The 20,176-nt window shown below is 50.8% G+C and carries 17 protein-coding genes; 10 read left to right on the top strand and 7 right to left on the bottom strand.

Annotated elements, in window-relative coordinates; translation table 11 throughout:
- Positions 1-6: 6 nt before the first annotated feature.
- Genes BST81_RS16860 through BST81_RS16830 form a run of 7 tightly spaced genes read left to right on the top strand, consistent with a single transcriptional unit; the run spans position 7 to position 7,911 of the window.
- Entirely contained in the window at positions 7-780 is a 774-nt protein-coding gene (locus BST81_RS16860; protein WP_143780377.1) for a hypothetical protein, read from the top strand.
- Complete coding sequence (locus BST81_RS16855; RefSeq protein WP_075599657.1) at positions 780-3,233, top strand: peptidoglycan DD-metalloendopeptidase family protein; 2,454 nt, start codon at positions 780-782, stop codon at positions 3,231-3,233. Before BST81_RS16860 ends, BST81_RS16855 begins: the two co-directional genes overlap by 1 nt.
- A gap of 5 nt (positions 3,234-3,238) precedes the next feature.
- The gene (locus tag BST81_RS16850; protein ID WP_143780376.1) at positions 3,239-3,871 is read left to right on the top strand and encodes a hypothetical protein; all 633 of its coding nucleotides are present in this window, start codon (positions 3,239-3,241) and stop codon (positions 3,869-3,871) included.
- Complete coding sequence (locus BST81_RS16845) at positions 3,868-4,473, top strand: hypothetical protein (RefSeq protein ID WP_075599655.1); 606 nt, start codon at positions 3,868-3,870, stop codon at positions 4,471-4,473. The genes BST81_RS16850 and BST81_RS16845 overlap by 4 nt, the downstream gene beginning before the upstream one ends.
- Positions 4,474-4,481: 8 nt before the next feature.
- Complete coding sequence (locus tag BST81_RS16840; protein ID WP_075599654.1) at positions 4,482-4,895, top strand: hypothetical protein; 414 nt, start codon at positions 4,482-4,484, stop codon at positions 4,893-4,895.
- A 49-nt stretch (positions 4,896-4,944) separates the two neighbouring features.
- Positions 4,945-6,687: a type IV secretion system DNA-binding domain-containing protein gene (locus tag BST81_RS16835; RefSeq protein ID WP_075599653.1), complete on the top strand. Its 1,743-nt coding sequence runs from the start codon at positions 4,945-4,947 to the stop codon at positions 6,685-6,687.
- Positions 6,688-6,747: 60 nt separating this feature from the next.
- Positions 6,748-7,911, top strand: a complete 1,164-nt coding sequence (locus BST81_RS16830) for a hypothetical protein (RefSeq protein WP_075599652.1) — start codon at positions 6,748-6,750, stop codon at positions 7,909-7,911.
- A gap of 48 nt (positions 7,912-7,959) precedes the next feature.
- Here BST81_RS16830 and BST81_RS16825 read toward each other — a convergent pair whose 3' ends face one another.
- The 5 genes from BST81_RS16825 to mobC form a co-directional block, all read right to left on the bottom strand.
- Entirely contained in the window at positions 7,960-8,313 is a 354-nt protein-coding gene (locus BST81_RS16825) for a hypothetical protein (RefSeq protein WP_075599651.1), read from the bottom strand.
- Positions 8,314-8,623: 310 nt separating this feature from the next.
- A complete protein-coding gene (locus BST81_RS16815) occupies positions 8,624-9,139 on the bottom strand; it encodes a hypothetical protein (protein ID WP_075599649.1) in 516 nt (171 codons plus the stop codon).
- A 2-nt stretch (positions 9,140-9,141) separates the two neighbouring features.
- Positions 9,142-9,366: a hypothetical protein gene (locus BST81_RS16810; protein ID WP_075599648.1), complete on the bottom strand. Its 225-nt coding sequence runs from the start codon at positions 9,364-9,366 to the stop codon at positions 9,142-9,144.
- 153 nt (positions 9,367-9,519) lie between these two features.
- Positions 9,520-11,022: a relaxase/mobilization nuclease domain-containing protein gene (locus tag BST81_RS16805; RefSeq protein ID WP_143780375.1), complete on the bottom strand. Its 1,503-nt coding sequence runs from the start codon at positions 11,020-11,022 to the stop codon at positions 9,520-9,522.
- A gap of 72 nt (positions 11,023-11,094) precedes the next feature.
- Entirely contained in the window at positions 11,095-11,847 is a 753-nt protein-coding gene (gene mobC, locus BST81_RS16800; protein WP_075599646.1) for a plasmid mobilization relaxosome protein MobC, read from the bottom strand.
- 868 nt (positions 11,848-12,715) lie between these two features.
- Here mobC and BST81_RS16790 point away from each other — a divergent pair.
- The gene (locus tag BST81_RS16790) at positions 12,716-13,459 is read left to right on the top strand and encodes a hypothetical protein (RefSeq protein WP_075599644.1); all 744 of its coding nucleotides are present in this window, start codon (positions 12,716-12,718) and stop codon (positions 13,457-13,459) included.
- Positions 13,460-13,615: 156 nt separating this feature from the next.
- Here BST81_RS16790 and BST81_RS16785 read toward each other — a convergent pair whose 3' ends face one another.
- Both BST81_RS16785 and BST81_RS16780 read right to left on the bottom strand, forming a co-directional pair.
- Complete coding sequence (locus tag BST81_RS16785) at positions 13,616-14,029, bottom strand: zinc-finger-containing protein (RefSeq protein WP_216351370.1); 414 nt, start codon at positions 14,027-14,029, stop codon at positions 13,616-13,618.
- A 144-nt stretch (positions 14,030-14,173) separates the two neighbouring features.
- Entirely contained in the window at positions 14,174-15,442 is a 1,269-nt protein-coding gene (locus BST81_RS16780) for a WYL domain-containing protein (RefSeq protein WP_075599643.1), read from the bottom strand.
- 175 nt (positions 15,443-15,617) lie between these two features.
- Between BST81_RS16780 and cas10 the strand changes: the two genes are divergently transcribed.
- Complete coding sequence (gene cas10 / locus BST81_RS16775) at positions 15,618-18,857, top strand: type III-B CRISPR-associated protein Cas10/Cmr2 (RefSeq protein ID WP_075599642.1); 3,240 nt, start codon at positions 15,618-15,620, stop codon at positions 18,855-18,857.
- Entirely contained in the window at positions 18,857-20,140 is a 1,284-nt protein-coding gene (locus BST81_RS16770; RefSeq protein WP_075599641.1) for a type III-B CRISPR module-associated Cmr3 family protein, read from the top strand. The genes cas10 and BST81_RS16770 overlap by 1 nt, the downstream gene beginning before the upstream one ends.
- Positions 20,141-20,176: the final 36 nt, after the last annotated feature.

The raw sequence follows: 20,176 nt of genomic DNA, 5'->3' as shown, positions 1-20,176 counted from the left end.
CCCGTCATGTTGAAACGTCATCTCGCTGTCATAGGAACAGCAGCATGTCTGGGGCTGCTATTCCACTCTAGTAGGACATTGGCCCAATCGGTCTATCGTCTCACCACTTCTCAGGCCCAGGCCAGTAATGGTGGGGCTGTGCCCCTTCTGAAACTATCGCCGGTCTATGGGTTGAACATCAACTTCATCCAGACTGGTGAGGCCATTCGCAAGGTCTGGTTAAGTGACCCGTCACGGGTGGTCCTGGACACCGATAGTCCCTTAATGGCTGACGGTTCCACCCCGGCAGCAGCAGGAGCCTCAGTCATCCGCTTGCGCCAACTGGCCAGCCCCCTGAACCTGGGCCTTAACCTGCCAGACGCCGCCAGAAACACCAACGAAACCCTGCTGACCGTGATTACCACGGCAGGCAGCATCCGCAAGCTCTATCAGTTCCGGGTTCAGTTGGGAGTCACCGATTCGCCTTACCTGGCGATCGCGATCGTCCCAGACAGTATGGTGGCCAAACCGAAATTACCTGTTGCACCCAGACAGGTCAGTTCTACAACTTCCCCTATATTGGCCCCAACGGATGCTGCTACCAGCACTCGCTTATTGCAGTTGTGGAAGGGCCTGGAGGTGGCCAAGACGCAGAACCTGCTCAGCAGTCATGATCTGGAGCTGTGGAATCGTTTCTTCGGCACCGCCCAAACGGATGCGGATATTCAGAGGGCTGCAGGAGCGATCGGCATCTCAGAAGCCCAACTCCAGCAGCTCTACCAGTGGGGAGGTCAGCCCTGATGCGTCTGCGTCAAATCCTCCTGACCTGGTTACTGGCTCTGTTGCTGGTCTTGCCCCTGCCTTCCCCAGTCTGGGCACAGTCCTCCATGCCGCTCGGGCAGCAGCTTTTCAATACCACAGGGGGACAGATTCCCGTTTCTGTGCTTGATATCAACGGCTTGACGATCCGCAACTTCCCCCCTATCCAACTTACTCCAGACCTGCTCGGCAAGCTGACCCAGATCTCTCCCCTGATCGACCTGTCTGACCTGCAACCAGCGATCGGGCAATGGGTGCCTGTGGGTCAGATCCTCCCGATCGGCTCTGCCTTCGGCACCGAGAGTCTGGATTTTGCAACCACCGCTGCTCTGGGTGGCATTGACCTCAACTCAATCTCATTGAACGACATCGGTGGGTTCAAGCAACTGCCCCTGGGCAACTTTGCTCAGGGTATTCCTAATCTGGGGGATCTGAAATTGTCAGATGCTCCGGCTATGGGAATCGCAGCTCTACAGGCTCAGGGAATTGACCCCTCTCAATTGGCAACGGACAACTGGAATCAGCTACTGCAACGTTCGGGACTGGTAGATCTCAAAGTTGCCGATGCGATGCAGTCCATACCAGGTCTGAGTGCCATGAAGCTGACCCAGATTGACCCGAAACTGCTCTCCACCCTATCCCTGGACCAGGGAATTCCGGGGCTATCGAAGACCACGTTCAGCCTGATTCCAGGTGCAGCCCAGGTGCCTGTAGCCGGAGTGCCGGGACTGACCCATATTCCCGTTGCCAGTCTGCCCCAACCCCTGACCCTGATTCCTGCTGCCATCCCCATCCGCATGGATGTGATGCTCGGTCCCCAAGAATCCAACCGCACCCGGGCGGTCTCTGGCACCATGCCAGACCAAACCTTGACTCTTCAGCCTCTAAGCTGCACCCAGAACTGCTCCCATGTCGAAATTATCGATATGGGTTCGGGCAAGTACACAGGGTATGCCTGGATGACCGGGGACCAGCAGGGACCCGATTGCTTTGGCTCCCTCTGCAATCTGTTCGGCTCTACAGGTCCAGTTGGCTCCCATCCCTATGGTCCTGCCGTGCGGGTGGTGTTGCGTCACACTTCTGAAGCAGTTGGAACGGTGCAGGCATCGATCGCCTTCCGCTTCTGCGCCACCCTCCCCTTTGAGGGCCTCACCTGCTCTGCTTACAACGGCCTGGAAATCCCGATCTCCTCCCTCAAGGAAGGCCAGACCTTTGTCATGTCAGAACCTGGGGCCTATGTGGGACAGGCTCCTGCACTCCCAGGCTTCTATTCCGACAACGGGTCTGGAGGTAACAATACCTGTGATATCGGTTCCTCTATCCCCGTCCTCTCTACCCAGCAACAGGCGATCTCCCAGGCGATTATCAATGCCGCTCCCTCGGCTATGAGGTCGGCTGCGGCCCAAGCTGTTCCCCGAGTCCTCTCAGCCTGCCTGACCGAAGGAATTACAGACTCCGCCCAACTTGCCTACATTATGGGCACGATGCAAGTTGAGACCTCCATGGGGGCAGCCATGACAGAGAACGCTGCTACGGCCTGTTCCTCGGATTGCACCGGCTATCACGGTCGGGGCTATGGCCAGCTGACTGGAATCGATAACTACAGGAAAGCCTCCCAGTGGACAGGTGTGGATCTGGTCAGCAACCCCAATCAGGCTGCTGACCCGGCCCTTGCAGCCAAAATCATGTGCCACGGTATGAAGATAGGCGGATTCACCGAAAACGGGCCTTTGAACCAGTACATCCCTCCCGGTAGTGGCACCAGTGGCTTCTACAGAGCCAGGGATATGGTCAACCCCGGAGACTCCAGCAGCAATGGTTGTCATAGCTGCGTGGCATCAGATGCCACAACCTACTACAAAGCCATCAGTCAAGCCCAACAGGCAGCAGCTAATTCCAACCAGCCTCAGGCCACAGGACAGGATGCAACCGCCAACCAGCCTCAACCCTCTAATCAATCTGCTGCTTCAGGCTGTGGCAGTAGCAATCAGGCTCCCGTGAATGGATGGTGTGACCCTCTACCGGGAGGTATTCAAACCCATCCCTTTGGCGAATATCCCCACGGTGGTCCGCCCCCCCATGTCCACATGGGCATCGACATTGCTGGAAACGCTGGAGCTACAGTCTATGCCGCTGCCGATGGGGTGGTCGATGAAACCCGTACAACCTGTCCTAACTCGACGGATTGCGGCTGTGGTGGAGGCTATGGCAACTTCGTCGTCCTTCGTCACCCCAATAGCTGGTTAACCCTCTATGGGCACAATGCCAGACCTCTTGTCAAAGCAGGTCAGAGCGTCAAATGTGGGCAGGCGATCGCCATCCAGGGAAACTCAGGCTGCTCCTTTGGCGACCACGTTCATTTTGAAACCAATCTCGGCAACGATGCCAACCACATCAGCCCCAACAAAGCCGGTGTCCCTCATATGCATTCTTAGGAGGAATGATGTCCCACCAAACCAGAGTCAGAATTTTGCTATTCCTTGGCAGTACCATTGCCGCGATCTCGCTGCACCTCTGCAATGAAGCGGTGCTGGCCCAAAGTACGAATCCTACTTTCCCCGCTGCCCTTTTCCCCTGCTTACCTGCACTGAAACAATACCCGGACCACTACATCCTGGCCCAGGTCAAACAGCCAGCAACCAGCTACTACTACATCGCCGTGAACCAATACCGGCCTGAACTGTATATCGAAGGCTCTCCAGCAGTACCAGAGGCACAGCAGTATTGGGAAGCCATGATTGCTTCTACCCGTAATGGCCAGTGTCAGGTGTTGCTGGGTCGTAACCAGTACTACCAAACCCTGCTGGCATTTCTACCCCAACCCATCGCCCAACAATTTGCACTCGTGCGATTGCAGCGGGAAATTCAGGCTACAGGTGGGGTCGCCAGGGTCCAGGCCGCTCTGAATCAGGAGGTCAGCAATGACCTGGCTTTCAGAGGCAGAAGAGGAAATCAGGTCACTTACCCGATCGCTCCTGAAAAAGCCTGGGCCTACCAACAACTGGGCATTACCCTGCCCCCCGGTGCCGTTGTGATGCCAGAACCCAAACAAGTCGGAGGACAAAATCCATGAAAACAACTCGTGTTACTGCGCTAGCAGCAGTGCTGCTGGCTCTGCTGGCCCTGGCCCATCCAATCCCAGTCCTGGCAGGTCCACCCACTCAGACACCCACTGCCCTGTTTCAATCAGTCTCCTCTGGGTTGTCGGCAGTGACAATCCCCTTACGCCTGCCCACTTACCTTCCAGCGGGCAAGATGGTGAACGCCAGAGCAGCAGTAACGCCGATCGTTCTCTACGCTACCCTGGAGCGCAGTGAACCCAACGCCTACTCGATCGTCCTGGGTACTGTAAAAGGCTGTCGTGCAACTTATTGCCGCTTTGCCTATGTCACGGGGAAGAAGCGCAACACCGAAGACCCCACTCTGAGCACTTTTCTGGCAGAGTCCCAATCCACTTATCGAAGCCTGAAGTCTGGTTCTCGTTCCAGCGAAGCTCCCGGCATGGTCAAGCTTGCCGATGGCAATCAGGCTGTGTTCACACCCTGGCTCTGCGGTGCTAGTTGTAGTGAATCGACTATTACCTGGGATGAGGGGGTCGATCGTTATGTGTTTGCTGTGATGGAAGGCAGTAAAGCCGACCTGACCAAGATGGCTAATTCTGCCTTAGCCCAGTAGAGGTGGCCATGGATCTAGTAGTGACCCCCTTACCCGTCCGAACCAGATCTAATGTTTCTGTAGTCTATTCGGTTGTGGTTTTGTCGGATGGCGTTAGCCTGCTCTCTCTAGCCCGTGCAGTAGAGTTGCCTGTTGCAGAGGTTTGGGATTGTTTGAGCGAATTGTTGCAGCTCGGTTTTGTTCGGGAACGCCAGGGCTTCTGGAATCCCAGGTTTTATCCCGGAGATCGCTTCGTTGTTTCTGTTACTCCAAGCGAAGTCCGATTGGCCAGAAGTCCTGTCTGCTATTCGGTTGAAAATGTTGATCACCTCTGTGCCTCAGTCAAAGGCTCCTATTCCCTGGCCTTTCTCTTTTTTGATGTCGCCAGCGAGTTTGCCAGGGCTATTGCTAGCAATCTTCAGCTCCCCCTGGTCCTTGACTAATTCTTTAGTACTACCTTTTTAGCATTGAGATTTCTTTGAGGTGTTTTCTATGGGTAGCCAGATTATTACTCAGCGTCCCCCCACCAAGGACCCGATTACCAGTGCCCTGCCAGGGATGAATTTATTGATCAACCCCAGCGGGGCATCGCTGCTGGTCTGTCTGACCCTGATGGGGGCGCTGGCTCTATTCAACGGCAAAACCGGTAGAAAACCCAAACTGGCGGCTGCATCCTGGTCTGGAACAGTAGAAAGTCGTAATGCTCGCAAGAAGGCAATCCAGCAGCTCAACGAGAAACGGCGCAACGCCGTCTCCTTCTACATCAACCGACCCGATATAGAAGAACTTGACGAACCCATCCAGCTTCAAGGTAAGCCAATTGAACGTTTCAAAATTACCCGTGACCACGCCACCCTCTGGCTCCCCGATATGCAACGGGGCACTGCGGTGATTGGTGCCCCCGGTTCCGGCAAGACCTTCTCCATGATCGACCCGGCTCTACGCAGTGTGATCGACCAGGGAGTTCCACTCGCCCTGTACGATTTCAAGTACCCCACCCAAAGCGCACGGCTGGCGGGCTATGCCAGAGCCAATGGCTACGATGTCAAGATCTTTGCTCCCGGATTCCCTGAAAGTGAGGTCTGCAATCTGCTGGAGTTCATGCGGGATGAGAATGACGCTGAGATGGCCCGTCAGATTGCCCAGGTCCTCAATAAGAACTTCACCCAGGGCGATGGTAAAGGTGGGGACCAGTTCTTCCAGATGTCCGGCGACCAGTTGATTACCGCTACCTTGCAGCTAGCCAAGTCCACCGAATTCCCGGACCTGCTCATGTGCCAGAAGATTCTGGCTCTCCCTGACCTGGTTAACCGACTCAAAGACGATGAGCTATCTCAGATGAACGAGTGGGTGCGGCTGAGTTTCGACCAGCTCTTTTCGATGGCAGGCAGTGAGAAGACCATCTCTGGGGTGGTCTCCACAGCCATGATTATGTTCTCCAACTTCGCCTCCCCTTCCCTCATCCCCTGCTTCACTGGCAAGAGCACCATCCCGCTGGAGCTGACCGGCAAACAACTGTTGATTTTTGGTATGGATGTAGACCGCCGGGAGGTGATCGCCCCCCTGCTGGCCACAGTCATCCACATGATCATGTCCAAGAACCTCAAGCCTGCCCGTAAAGACCCGATCGTCCTCAGCCTGGACGAATTTCCCACCATCAAGCTCCCTGCGATCGTCCGTTGGCTCAACGAATGCCGCGAGTATGGCTTCTGTGGTGTCCTCGGCTTCCAGAACTTCACCCAGTTGGAGCAAGCCTATGGCAAGGAAACCAGCAGGGCCATTCTCTCCGGTTGCAATACCAAGTTCATCTTCAACCCTGGTGAACAGGAATCTGCTGAATACTTCTCCAAATACATCGGTGAAGAAGAGATCAACTACAAGTCGAAGTCAAAATCATCGGGCAGGGGCGGTGGCAGCACCAGCGTTGCGGACCAAGACCGGACTCGCAAGCTTTTTGCCCCAGAACAGTTTCTCCGCCTGCCTGCCGGTACTGCCGTCATCATCAACCCGGCCTACGCCAACAAGACCGAGGCTTCCATCCCCTTCAAACGCTCTATCAAAGTCGCGAAACAGGATATCGAGGTGATGGGCCGCTCTGGTGAGGTCTGGGACAAAGTACTGGCCAAGCTAATTAAGGCCAATACCAAGAAAGCAGCCGAAGCTGAGGATTTGGCTGCCCGGATCAAGGTGATGGAAGCGTTATTCCCAGGGTCCCAGGAAGAAGACGAAGAGTAGGCCAGCACCCCACTCTAATCCGTTGCGTCAACCGTCGATTTTCTGCAAAAGGTATAACCCATGGTTTTTGACCCCCAGGCCAGTGCTTCGATCTCCACCTTCATCCAGGCTCAGAATGACCTGATCCAACTCCTGCTGAAATTGATCCAACGCTGGCAGGACCTCCAACAAGAGCAAGAGCAAACCCAAACAGAAGCAACACAAGTTCCAGAGGAAGAAGACCCGGCTGCCTATCTCCGAGATGATGAGGCTCTGGCCAACTTCGATCTCAGGCTGGCTGCCCTCGATCACCGGGAGTCAGGCTCCTCTCCAGCTACACTCCCTTCAGAACACTCCGATCGTGCTCCTGACCATGGGAGTAGTAACCAGCAGGGACAGTCCGAAAACACCAGTTCCCTCCCAGGCAACCCCGAGCAGATCTACCCAGCCTTCGATCTTGAAGCCATTGAGGTCTTCGAGCAGATTTCTGACTTCCTGATAGCCACGACAGTCCTTCAGGTCATGCAGGAGCGAGGCATTCCCGTCCCTACCCACGATCGCGCAGATACCCAATTCCCCATCCACCACCAGTACCGGGGGGAAGACTTCCTTCTGGCCCAGCGCTCTACCCCCGATGGCGGTAGCTGCTGCTATCTCATCGCCCGTGGTTGTCCCCACCTGAGCCGTCGCATGACGATCTCTGTGGACAAAGACGGTAACTTATCGGGAGTCCAGAACTCCCTCTCTGCCAAGGACATGATCACCCTGCTCCAGGCCAGGATTGCACTGGAACAGTCCCCCTGGAACCAGATCAGCCAGGAACCTGCTGCAACCCAGCTCGACAAATTGGGCGGCTTGGCTCCCGATGGCACCAGGGCGATCGCCACCTGCCACAGGATGATGGATAAAATACGGGAAGCAGAGACCAGCAAACGGGGAACAAAACAGCCTCGCTCCTCCGAGGAGGTCTACGCCACACAGCACTACACCTTCCAGCGGGACAAAAAGGGCAAGGCCACTGTCTGCGATCGCAAAACAGGCCAGCCGATCGCTACCGAAACGTCCCTCGGCATCGTCTCCAACCAGAACCAGCACGATCGCACAAACATGGACATCTATTACCAGCACCTGATGGGATCGGAGCAGCAGCAGGCTCAGGATCACGAACACCCCATCTCTGCCGATCGTCCCGGCAAGTGTCGCTCTACTAAAGAGGTCAGGGTTCAGGTTCAACTGGAGCGCTAGCGGTACCTGGGGTACTGCTGATTGGTCTTTTTCTATCGCGATCGTCATCTATGTGTCAGAGTCTAAGTGCGATGGAGCGGATGCAATCAAATCACGCTTGAACCGCCCAGCCACCAGCAGGTTATTTTCAAGCTCTCCCATTGAATCTCTGAGTTGATCCACTTTTTCATCCCACTCGGCTAGTACATCTTCTATACAGTCAGTCGTGAAGTCATGTTGTTCTTCTACTAAAACTGCCCACATGAATTTTTCGCCCTGCCTGAATCGTGGTGATGGAAAGCCCAAATGTTCGGCAGTCTTCAGAACTTCCCAGGCTTGCTCCCCTAAGGAAGTAAGGTCTAAGGCAATTCTGAATTGTCCTTCCTCCAATCGGATCGGGTTGAAAGTTTTAACCTGTGTCATGGCCTTGTCTCAATTCTCAATGTGCAAACAAACTTGCCGGACTTCGTTTTCCTTTGGCAGCCAATACTGACGGCTATAGTTTTAGCATCACATAGTTTCTCAGCCTCAACTTCAGCCTTTGTCCTGGCTTCAGCCTCATTTTTGGCCCTCACCACGATCGTAAATTCCTGAAAATTTTCCGGGTCTTGTAACATCCTCCTACCTTGTTGATGCCAACGACGATTATTCCCTTAACTTATAGTAGTACATAGGTATTTCGTCGCTCAAGGGATACCTGCCCAGGTTTGCAGGACGGGTATTGAGCTGGTTGTCAAACCTCGGTAGGCTGTTTCTCTTGAGTCTTCAGCCACTCTGTTACCGATCTAGATTCAGTTTGTACTTCCTCTGGCTGGCTTGCAAGCCACGCTTGGTAAGCTTTCTCATCACCCCCAAACGAGGCAATAGAGGGAACAAGACGGTGAGCCTTTTTCACCCAGGCATCTTTAGGTGCCAAAGGTTTATAAGCACAGTAGCAAATGCAGATCGCATCAAACCCTGCACCATAGGGAGGTGGGATTTCTGGGGTGTATTCTTCTACCCGAATAACTTCCCATCCACTATCTCGAAAGCATTCATGGTCTTCTGGCACAGTTTCCTTAAGACGGTATCCAGCCGTAGGAGCAGGCTTACTGCTGGAGTCGTGATGCTCAGCAATAGTGTTAATCAAAGAAGGAACTGAGCCTGCATTTGCAATACGGTAAAACGACTGTCCGATTTGTGTTTCAGTTTCCCGGCGATAGTTTTCAATCTCACCTTTCTCAGCTTTGAACAGAATAAGTCTACGCATTTTTATTGTCCCTCTGTAAAATAATCACCTTGCGTTAAGTCCATACGGGAAGGTGGAAACTCGCAATAGTCATCGAACACGCAGTCTACGGGCAGAATACTGTCTTCTGTCGGCTCTACTCGTTTTAGACTCCAACTGTAGGTATCCGCCATATCTTCGCACTCCTCTTCGTCGGTTGCGGCATGGCGAGTTTCGTTGTTGTCTTCGTTGTACCTGGGTTTTGGCATACTTGAAATTGCTCCTAGTTCGGTGTAGTCGGACTTTGGAGAAGTCGTCTCGGTCGAGTGTGTCCTCACTCGCCGGGGCGCATCTCAATAGTAGTATACGGATTTTGGGCTATTTGATAGTTCGTTTGAACTAAATTTAGCCAGTCTCCCTGTTTAGCGTTCTTCCTCATCCCTATCGCGCCTGGGTTTCCGCTTCTCCGGCTTTGACTGTTTCCTTTCAGCCTGAGTATCGGACTGACGATCGACGATCGCATCCTGCTCTCCCTCCAGGGCGTTAGCCGCCACTGCCTGGTCTGTAACTGCTAACTCCTCTGGTGCCTGCTCTACCACTGGCTCAACTGTGATCAGACTCTGCTGCTCCAGCAGCCTTTCGACTGCAACTGCATCCAGCAGGCCCTGGGCACCATCCCCTTCCCGATCGGGTTCCTGGTCAACACCCAGTCCTCTACTCGTTACACCATCCCCATCCTCTGGTAAGTGATTGGACTGGGCCATGACCGCTTCATCTGCCTGGTGCAGGTGAGTAAATTCAGATGGGGTTTCCCATCCGGGTTCATCTTCTACCCACTCGATATCATCAGTCTCGTCTGTATCCTCTGTTCCTTCTTCACCTGTGGCGTTGGTTTCTGCATCCGGGTCATCCAATAAATCTTGTGCAGTTGCATAAAATTCATCGAGGTAAATCCCATTGGAGTCCCAAGTGCGTGATCTGGAAATCTCAGCTTGAGTGACTGGTTCATCTCCAACAGGTAACTCAGAAATCCCAGCTTGAACGATTGTTTTCAGTGCGGCATCATCCCGATCGCTCTGGTAATTCACCCCCCAATGCTTCTGTAATCCGGGGAATGTATACCAGGCTCCCAGGTCGTTACCCGCCATAGCCACTCCATTGAGTTGATAGCTGATGCCTTGTATTTTTTCATGCAGGCTCCCAGTCGCTTTGGTTTGCTGGCGATCCGTGACCCATCGGATCTGAACTTTGATGCCCCTGGCCTGCAGCCGCTGGACAAATTCCGGCATAGTCAATCCAGTCGCATTGTTCTCTCCTGCTGCCAGGGCGATCGCATCTTGTAATTGGGTTTGAACCGGTCCGATGCCAGTGCTGTCGAGTTTCTGGCGCTGCTTACTCCGCATCGCCTTACGGCCTTGCACCTGGCCGGGTGGCATCGTCAGGTTCCAATCCCGTTCAATTTTTCGTTTGATGCCCGCAGTCATGGGAGTTGATTCGATCTGGCGTAGTCCATATTCCCTTTCGATCTGTCTGCAAATAATCTGGTTACGATAGTGGTCGTTCCAAATTGCTACTGCTTTACCCGATCGGGTGTTAATCCGGCTGGCAATGATGTGGATGTGATGGTGTTCCTGGTCTGTGTGTCTGACCATGATGTATTGGTTCTCAAATGGGTCAAGACCCATCCGGTGCACATATCGATCGCCCAGGTCCATAAACTCCTCATCATCCAGCGGTTCATCCGGTGATAGGGCAAGAGCAAAATGGTACACCGGTCGTTTAACCTTACGGTTGAGATTACCGCTGATACTGAATTCCTGTACCAGTTCTTCTAGATTTCGCCCTGCCATATTGCCACCCATAATGCTGGCACCCTGCTTCGATAGGACATAATCACAAGTCTTGTAGAACGAGAAGTTCTTCATGATTTTGCCGATCACGATATTTGTCCTTTCTAATCTTGTTTGAATCTCATTTCAATCCCAAATCTGCATCATTTAAGGTTCCTCTTCTTCTTGAAGCTGGGGCATGAACTGACTGATCGTGAGTCTCACTTCATCCACTTTTTGCTTGGTTGACTGGACTATTGCCATTACTTCGTTAACTCTGGAAGTAATAGGCTGCTGTCCTTTCAGGATTGCGGTATGTACGGCTCGGGTGAGCTGGTTCAGGTTATTACCAACTCGACCCAGCTCTATGTAGATGCCACGGTTTATTTGTGGCATCACAGGTCGAGGTCGGGGCATGGGATACCCAAACACACAGCAACGGATGTATTCAGATTGGTCCATTCCCTGGTTGAAGCAACGGTGTGCTAACTCTTTTAACTCCCTTGAATCGACTCTGAATGTAATTTTGCCCCCACATCCCGAATCCACTTCTAGCTCATCTACAGTCTCGATTTCATCTGGGATAGCAGACTGCTTTGAGGCCAATCTCATTTTTGTTTTAGCAGTCTTACGACTGGCTCTGATTGCTTTAATCACTCTGGCTTTATCGTCCTGTGTGTTCTGAGCAATCTCACGTAAATCCTGTACTAGAGGTGCCAGCAATTCCTCCAACGATATCTGCTCAGTCTCCTCTGATGTGGTAGCGTTTACCTGCTCAGTCCCATTACAGTTTTGCTCGGTAGCAGCATTATCATGTTTGCCAATCGGGTGACTATTGTCCTTCGTACTTTCGGAATCGCGTTTCGGAGACGACCCATCCTCATCAGGCGATGAGAATTTGTGAAAATTCTTTGAAATCATTTGGGTTACGGGTCTGATTCGGGTAGTCAAAAATCCTATGCTATGGGCCTATACATCTGGATCAATCCCATTAGCTGATTGTGCATGGTACTGAATGATAAGCATCAGATACTACAGCAGGTTTACGGAATTCTGACGATTCAATTGGGGCAGTTCCAGAGTTCAGATAGGGCAGATACAACAGAATCTATTGGCAAATCTACTAGCAATCTCGTAGCAGAATCCTGGCAATCCCAGATAGGTCACCTGCGGGGCGGGGAGGGAATCCAAAGGGAGGGGGTATCCCCTGCCCTTTGGCGAGTTTAGCCGACAAGCCCGCCAGGGCGACTCCGACGCGCTAGCGTCGGACAGGCTATAACTCGCCAGGAAAGGACCGCATGACACGATTGTGGATTGACGCGATCCAAAGAGGGGATGAGCAGGCATGATTCAGGGAAAATGACCTGGAATTATTTCGATTTTGAGTAGCAATGATTCTGTAATTTGAGCAGCATGATTGCTGTTAAACAGAAGCAGCATTGGTTGCTATCAGAGCAGGAAGAAGAGGAATTCAGTCAGTACGGTAATAGAGTGACTGAGGTAAGATTCCAGAGTTTTACTGAGGCGATAAATTGCTGGAATATGAGACGTTTAGTAGCTGGTAGGATTTCAACAAGGCTTTGGAGATGAAACGAGCATTCGATAAACTCAGCGATTACTGAAACGTCCCCACATCTCTCCAAAGAGCAGCTATAAACGGGATTGGCATCGGTATTACCAGCGTAGTCCTTTGGCCTTGAATCATCGGATGGAACGACAACGGATTAGGCATCGGCAACGGCATTGGTGATGAACTTTTTATTCAAATATTGACGATCGGGAAATTAAGATGACAACACTGGAACAGGATACTCAGAAGACCGAGAGAAATCCAATGCTGACAGAAGAGGGAATGCAGACCTTTTTTGCAGCCATGCGGGGTCTGATTAGCAAGCCTAAGCTAAAACCATCTGTTAAGGATGCAGTCATCCGGGGCAGATTGCTAATTTCAAAAGCAATTGAGCTGGGGTATGACTTCAAAGATATCGCTCAGATCCTGACAGCCTCTTCTGGCGTGACCGTGGCGATCTCCAGCTTACGGAAGTATTACAAATCAGCCATAGAAGAACCTGCAAAAGAAAATCAAGCGTTGGAATCATTAGAGGGAACGGTGATCTTCCTGGACGCGACTGGTAAAAGCACTACTGGAACATCAACTCGTAAGCGTAAACCTAAATCTGAGATTGGCAGTGGCATTACCAGCACCTCTGAAGTTTCCCCCGAAGTTTTGCCTGGGACTGGTAGTGACTTTGTAGCAGAACCGGAAATTTCTGTTGTAGGGGAATCTCCGACCTCTGAAGAGGATGCTAATACTGAACCTTTACTCGCAGCGATCGTCGAGGAAGAAACCAAAGAACCCAATGACGAGGAACTGGAAGTGAACTCCCAAGCGATCGTTGAAGAAGAAGAAGATAAGGAAGAGAAAATGCGCCGTGATATGGCTGAGGTGTATGGTGTTCCCTATGTGCCAAAGAGTAAAGGTGGCGGTACACCTGCTTCGGATGTGGTGATCGGCAAATTCCGGGAGATTTGATTCAACCTTCCAGGCGGTAGCCTACATTGCCCAAGTCCACGATCGCAGGCTTGATTAGTTCCATTGGCGATTCAGAGCATAATCCGACGAACCCAGCAGGAATCTGTTTTGATCGAGGAAGACCTGTCGAGATGGGTTGTAACCCTGTGCAGCTAATCAGGGGTTTGCATTCTTTTCCTGACAAATTTCGAGCGCTTGTTTGCACTGCTCCACATCAAATTGGCCGATGTGGGCCGTCTGCCTGTTCAGGCCCATTGCGGCAGCCAACCAGCCGTAGGCTTCTCCCCTACTCAATGCCCCATCCTTCCAGATCGGGTTGAAGGCTTTGTGGACCTGCTGCCTGAGACGACGAAGCTCGGCATTGGCAAGGGTACCCAACGGTTTTCCATCCGGATGAGCACCCACATAGGCATCACAATCTGGATAGTTGGCGCAAATCCACATGGGGCCATGTGCGGTCGTCTGATAAACTTTGTTGCCATCGTCCACGATCGCTACAGCTCCGCAATAGGGGCACATGGGGGATTGCGGTTTGGTAGGTCGTTTCTTGGCGATGCGTTTCGGATACATGATTCTCCCTATTGTACGAGGGGTTTGGAATGTATCTGGTTGTCAATATGAGATAGCGATCGTGTACTGCAATCAGTCCATGATGGGACGGACTATACCCCAGTTTCAGCAGTAGCTGGTATTACAGGTTCCAAGAACAGAGTATCAAGCTGATGACGATGCAGGCCAGCCAGGGGTTGGAATTTCTGGTAGTGGCGATTCCGAGAGGAAGGTTTCCGCCCCATTAGAGTAGGCCATTGGCTCTGAAAGGGATCTGTAATTTTGAACCAGTTTTAAAGCGGCTTGATAATGTTTCTCGACCAATTCCTGTGGGGCCAAGACCAATGCATGGTGCATGTGCTTATTCACCCAATGGCTAAACTCATTCAACGATCGTTCAGGCAACCTGACCTGATAATCTACATATTCCGGTCGTCCATTCAGCTTTGTGGCACTCGGAATAAGCGTCTGACTGGGATGACGCTGTTCTCCCTCCAGAATGAAATCGACCATGTTGTCAAAAAAGCGCACCTGAACGGGAATTAGCGTTGCGTTCCCCTGCAGTTCCTGTTGTTGCTCCTCGGGATTGCCCAGGAATAGCCCCCACCCACGTTCCCGAAGTCGATGGGCGGCCTGCAGTTTTTCCAATTGCAGGGAGAGGCTACGTTGTGGCTCCAGCAGACGACAGTGATCGGTGAAGCGATCGATGCGGCTGAAGGCAAGGCCAGCGGTCCGACAGTCCTCATAGAGGAGATACCAGGCGACATCGCAATAAACCAGTTGCAGCGGCCACACCGGGAGCTTACCCAGATTCTGCTTCTGGTAAGGATTGCGTTGGCGATCGATTTCGATCGCTTGTCCCTGCAAAATTGCAGCCTCTACCTGTTCCAGACTATCGAACAGGGTGAAGCGAGATTTCCCTTTACGGATCATGGTTTCCAGATCAGTGGGGACAATGGAGTGATTAATGTGGGTACGGACGGGATAGAAGAAGTCCTCTTCCAGTTTCAGAGCACCAAGGCGACGCACCAGGGCCTGATAAATCTGGGTAATTTGCGGATCTTGCTGGTATTTGGCCTGGGATTGCAGGGCATTCAGGGCAATGCGCAGTTCAGTTCTGGCCATCACGCCGGTGCCCAGGTAGTAGCCACTACGGTAGGTACGTTTTTCCAGGATGCCATGGTGTCGCAGGGTGACCAGATCTTTCCGCAAGGTATGGGTGGAATAATCAGGTAACGTAATCTGGAGAGATTGGGCGATCTCGTACATGCGGGTTTTCACGGGTTGGAGCGCATCATGGGTGGTGTCTTCGGTGGGTTTGGTGGGATTGTCTGCCCCAATGCCCGGATATTGGACAAAGGTTGCGATTAACACAAGTAGGCGTTCGAAGCTACTGCGATCGGCGTAGGGGTGGATGCTGGGCTTTTTAGCCATGGAAGTCAAGGATTAGGCAAGATTGATTTTTTAGCAAGAAATCGATCAAATTCTTACTGTGAAAAGCTTATCAGCGATTCGTTAAAAATAGATGAATATTTTTCACGATTAGGATTTATTGGTTCACCCTGGATATAGTCATATTGCATATCCACTCTGGCAAGGAATTCGATCTGTGTCTAACTTATTCTGGCAAGCCAAAATTTGGGGATTGTTACATGACCCACTCTTGAAGAGTCTCTACGAGAACAAAAAAGAGGCGGGGATTTGGGAGGAGGTACTGCAAAAACTCGGTAATTCAACTCCATCTAGTTTGGAGAAACGGGTAAAAGACGCTGATTTTATTGCGGCTGCCAGCGATCGCCCCTCCTGGGATCAGGATAATAAACGCGGTCATGTTGACTACCAACATACGAATGGATTGCACGTCAGTCATCTCCTATCAGGCAACTCACAATCTGTAATCCTTGATGGAAGAACTGATGCAGGTACCCAACAAGACAACGAATTGAAGACCAAAGAAACCGCTATAATTCGCCAACAGCTTTTTCCGTTACTAGATGGGTTATCACCTGAAGAGCAGCATCAAAAAGCGTTTTGGTGGCTCTGGCGTTGCTTGCCTGTTGCAATAGCGAAGGAATTTGGTGATAACACAACTTTACTCCCTGCAGATACTCGTATTCCTGACTGTTCTGTGTGGAGTCACAATAGTTCTGTATCAGCTCTAGCAGGTTCCTTGACTGGATTAGAAAATGATCAAAAATCACGTCCCTATCTGGTCATTTTTACAATGACTCCTGTACAGGAAATGATCAAGGCTAGCCGTAAAATGCAAGATTTTTGGGCTGGTTCGTGGTTGTTGCATTACCTTTCTGCTAAAGTTTGCTGGAAATGGGCACAACAGTATGGTCCTGACTCGCTGGTTTATCCTAGTTTGTATGCCCAGCCTTTAATTGATAAGTGGATATTAGAACGTTGGCCAGACTTCGAAGGTTGGATTAAACAACCTTCGCCAAAACAGTTGCTAACAGCAGGCTTTCCGAATGTTTTAGTGGCAGTCTTACCTGAAGAAGCTGTTCATAGTGGTAAAGGTGCCCTTGCCTGTGCAGAAGGTTTCTTACGGGAGTCATGGCTAGAACTGGGTAACAAAGTTTGGAAAAAATTAGAGGAAGAATTTCCTGAAACAAAAACTGTTAACAAAGAGCGTCTTTGGGATGAGTGGCTGAAACATCAGTGGCAAACCTATTGGACAGCAATTCCCCTGGGAAATAAGTCTCCGAATCCAGAAGGAGCCGATGCTTTAACCCGTGGGCAGGGACCAATATTAACCACTGAGAAAAAAGCAAACTCAACAAAAATCCAACAAACTAAAATATTTAAGAAAAAGTTTTTAGAGTGGGCAGATATCCAGAATAAATTTTGTCAAATACACCAGAAGCTAAGCATTCCTGAAGAGGCGCTTGACCCATCAACCCTAGCATGGAATCGTTCAGCTTTTGAGAATAAAGAAAGTTGTCCGACACTGGCTGAATTAAATACATATAGGCAGTTTAACGTTGGCTTGTGGTGGGCATATATCTACGATCAGCTTCGTCGTAACTTAGATGGAGTCAAAAACGCCCGATCGTGGAAGTTGCCCTCTGTGTTTAGTCCCCGATCAACTGTTTCAGGGATAGGATCTGTTTTGCACCCACAGCAATACGATCCCAAAACAAATCATCCTGTCGATTGGGTAGCAGAATCTACAACCCGTGAATTTTGGCAACAAGAGCAGGGGTGGTTTAGTGGACAAGAACAACTTAATCCAACTGAGGTTTTGAAGCGTGGGTTAGAAAAGATTCTGGCTGATCCTGATGTGCTTGGTATTGATGATAAAATTGCTTCCTATCCTGATTTGACGGCTGGTATCGCTGGTTATCTCAAGGTGATGGGACATTTGAAAATTAACGAGAATTCTCAAGTAGATCGCCACAAACATTTCTATAGTACGTGCGATCTTATCTTGCAAATTTCATGGACGAGTGCTGCCATCAGCCCCATGAGAGGCAAATGGGGAATTCCCTATGTGGATGATAATAGACTGCCTAAGAAATATCATCCTCGTTTAATTCATGCAGGCTGGCTAGCGGAAGATGCTGCAACAGAAGAAATCAAAAGCAGGCAGGAACAAATTAAACAAAATCAGGTTTTGCTTGATCAGGAGCAGGATAAAGGTATCGCTACTCAGTATGAACAAGAGATTGATCGGCTCCAAAAGGAAATCAGGAAGCTTAAAACTGATTGTCGATTAGATCTTCAAGCAAAAATCAGTCAGTTTTACCCTAGTAATAATCCCTCTGATTGGTATGTTTTGGCTGTTGGAGATGGGGATGATATGGGCAAATGGCTTAAGGGAATCAAACTACGAGCTTATCAGGAGTATGTACCTAAAGGGTATCCCAGCCCTGAAGCCAGAGAAGAGTGGGAAGGGGTTGAACAGTTTTTACAGAACCGAAAACGAATGGGACCTGCGACTCATGCCGCCCTCTCCCGTGCATTGCTCGATTTTTCCAATCAACTGGTGCCCTACCTGACTGAGCAACGCTATGCTGGGCGGTTGATTTACAGTGGTGGCGATGATGTCCTAGCCTACACCAACCTCTGGGAATGGGATAACTGGCTGTGGGATGTTCGTCAGTGTTTCAAAGGCACAGGTGATCCTGAACAAGAACGGGTGCAAAAAGATTATGCCAACACTAAAAACCCAAATGGCTACTTCAAAAGTGAAGGTGATTACTGGGGTTGGCAAGGCGATAAAGATACCCTTACAAAACGTCCACTATTCACAATGGGGCGGAATGCCAGCATCAGTTTTGGCATTGTGATTGCCCATCATTCGGTGCCGTTGGCGATCGCTCTCGAAAACCTTTGGGCTGCTGAAAAAGAAGCGAAAAAGCATGAATACCAGAGCCATTGCAGACTCAAAGATAGAAAAATTTGCTACGCCAAAAAGGATGCCACGCAAGTCCGGGTGCTTTATGGGAATGGCAATATTTTGAAAAGTACTGCTCAATTTGATGTGTTTAACCAGTGGCGTAAACTGATTATGTTTCAGCAGCAGCACCCTGAAATTGATCCTGCTTTACTTGAGCAAGCAGCAGAAGTGTGGACACAGCATCCTGTTCCTATACCCGAGGCGATCGCAGCCTGGACACAAGCTTTCTGCAGTCGGCGGGATGCTTTGAGCAATAAACCTATTTTGCAAGAGGAATTCCGCAGTCATCTGGCGAATCTTCTGAGTGATTTATGGCTCACTGCTCAATTTGATGCTGATGAACGGAAGATGGCTGAAAACCGCGATCGCCAGATTCAAAACTGGCTCAAGTTAGCTGCTTTTGTGCTGCGCAATCGTGACATCAAAATCGGAGGTGTTTAATGATAGCAACGGCTGCAGAACCTCAAATTGCAGGTATTAAACCTCAACCTTTATACTGGTACACAATTACTCCCCTGGATGTATTAATGTTTCGGGATGCCAAGCCCTTTACCCCAGGAGAACGGGCCTGGGCTGGCAGTACCTTTCCCCCCAATGGGCACGCGATCGCGGGTGCCTTGCGAGGCTTGTTAGGCAGTAACGCAACCCTTCACATAAAAGGACCTTTCTTTTGTCGAGATGACCAAACCCTTTATTTTCCGCGTCCGTTGAGCTTTGTAAAAAAGACACCACTCCTACCGTTAGCATGGGCAACGGATCACCCTCTGCAAGGGCAACTAGAGTGGGATAGAACCCAACCTTGTCCACTAGTAAAGCCACCCGGAAGTCATACCGATGATGAGGACGATGAGCGTGATTCGGATACACCCTGTCCTGGCAGTTCAGAAGTCAAGTATCGGCAATATCTCCCCTATGATGTGGTTTTCAAATACATCAAAACAGGCATCATAGACGCAGAAGCCTGGAAATTGCCAGAAGGAGAGGATGAGAAGCCCTGGACGATCGAATCACGCCCTCATAATGCGATCGAACCGGGGAGTCGTCAGGTGAAGGATGCGGATGGTTATTTTGTGGAAAATGCAGTGCGGATGCATAAGGGCTGGAGTTTAGCGATCGGGCTAGATGAAGATGACTCAACCCATCAAGCTTTTCAAAAACAAGCAAACGGACGTGCTCTGATCATGCGATTGGGGGGTGAAGGGCATCGGGTAGTACTAGAACGGTGTAAAACCCTGGATCAGGCATGGAAAGACCTTGCTGAGGAGTCCCAGAAAAACTTTGACAATAACATTAAGAATCAAAAGCGATCTCTGGCGTACCTCGTGACCCCTGGTGTTTTTGAACGGGAAACTAAGGGCAGAGCTACCTGTCGAGCATGGCCCTGGGAATGGAAACTTGCCCATCTGGTGAATACTAATCAGCAACCTGGTTCATTAGTCAGTGTTGCAACTGATAAGCCAGTACCTATTAGTTGTCGTATTCGAGACAGGGATGATGATACAAAAAGTATCCCCGCACCTCAAGTCTTTGCGGCTCCTCCTGGGAGTATTTATTACTTAAATTCTCCGCCTAAAATTCGCGGTGATTATCCCTTGTTTCAGGATGATCCCCCACTTAGCAAAACGGGAAAAACCCATAAAGCTCGAATTTGGCGGCACCTGGGTTACTCCGAACTGCTTTGGCTTCCGTTTACTGAGGAACCAGGCGATTTCAATCGCGGCTAAACAAACGAAATCCGCCTACGCGGATTTAGGGACGGA

The sequence above is a fragment of the Leptolyngbya sp. 'hensonii' genome, from assembly GCF_001939115.1.
GTDB lineage: Bacteria > Cyanobacteriota > Cyanobacteriia.
The sequence above is the reverse complement of the archived record's forward strand: the minus strand, read 5'-3'. Positions and strand labels throughout refer to the sequence as shown.

What these genes read in the sequence shown, in the direction of transcription:
- BST81_RS16860 (WP_143780377.1), top strand. Translation starts at nt 7, where the DNA reads ATGTTGAAACGTCATCTCGCTGTCATAGGAACAGCAGCATGTCTGGGG.
- BST81_RS16855 (WP_075599657.1), top strand. Translation starts at nt 780, where the DNA reads ATGCGTCTGCGTCAAATCCTCCTGACCTGGTTACTGGCTCTGTTGCTG.
- BST81_RS16850 (WP_143780376.1), top strand. Translation starts at nt 3,239, where the DNA reads ATGATGTCCCACCAAACCAGAGTCAGAATTTTGCTATTCCTTGGCAGT.
- BST81_RS16845 (WP_075599655.1), top strand. Translation starts at nt 3,868, where the DNA reads ATGAAAACAACTCGTGTTACTGCGCTAGCAGCAGTGCTGCTGGCTCTG.
- BST81_RS16840 (WP_075599654.1), top strand. Translation starts at nt 4,482, where the DNA reads ATGGATCTAGTAGTGACCCCCTTACCCGTCCGAACCAGATCTAATGTT.
- BST81_RS16835 (WP_075599653.1), top strand. Translation starts at nt 4,945, where the DNA reads ATGGGTAGCCAGATTATTACTCAGCGTCCCCCCACCAAGGACCCGATT.
- BST81_RS16830 (WP_075599652.1), top strand. Translation starts at nt 6,748, where the DNA reads ATGGTTTTTGACCCCCAGGCCAGTGCTTCGATCTCCACCTTCATCCAG.
- BST81_RS16825 (WP_075599651.1), bottom strand. Translation starts at nt 8,313, where the DNA reads ATGACACAGGTTAAAACTTTCAACCCGATCCGATTGGAGGAAGGACAA.
- BST81_RS16815 (WP_075599649.1), bottom strand. Translation starts at nt 9,139, where the DNA reads ATGCGTAGACTTATTCTGTTCAAAGCTGAGAAAGGTGAGATTGAAAAC.
- BST81_RS16810 (WP_075599648.1), bottom strand. Translation starts at nt 9,366, where the DNA reads ATGCCAAAACCCAGGTACAACGAAGACAACAACGAAACTCGCCATGCC.
- BST81_RS16805 (WP_143780375.1), bottom strand. Translation starts at nt 11,022, where the DNA reads ATGAAGAACTTCTCGTTCTACAAGACTTGTGATTATGTCCTATCGAAG.
- mobC (WP_075599646.1), bottom strand. Translation starts at nt 11,847, where the DNA reads ATGATTTCAAAGAATTTTCACAAATTCTCATCGCCTGATGAGGATGGG.
- BST81_RS16790 (WP_075599644.1), top strand. Translation starts at nt 12,716, where the DNA reads ATGACAACACTGGAACAGGATACTCAGAAGACCGAGAGAAATCCAATG.
- BST81_RS16785 (WP_216351370.1), bottom strand. Translation starts at nt 14,029, where the DNA reads ATGTATCCGAAACGCATCGCCAAGAAACGACCTACCAAACCGCAATCC.
- BST81_RS16780 (WP_075599643.1), bottom strand. Translation starts at nt 15,442, where the DNA reads ATGGCTAAAAAGCCCAGCATCCACCCCTACGCCGATCGCAGTAGCTTC.
- BST81_RS16770 (WP_075599641.1), top strand. Translation starts at nt 18,857, where the DNA reads ATGATAGCAACGGCTGCAGAACCTCAAATTGCAGGTATTAAACCTCAA.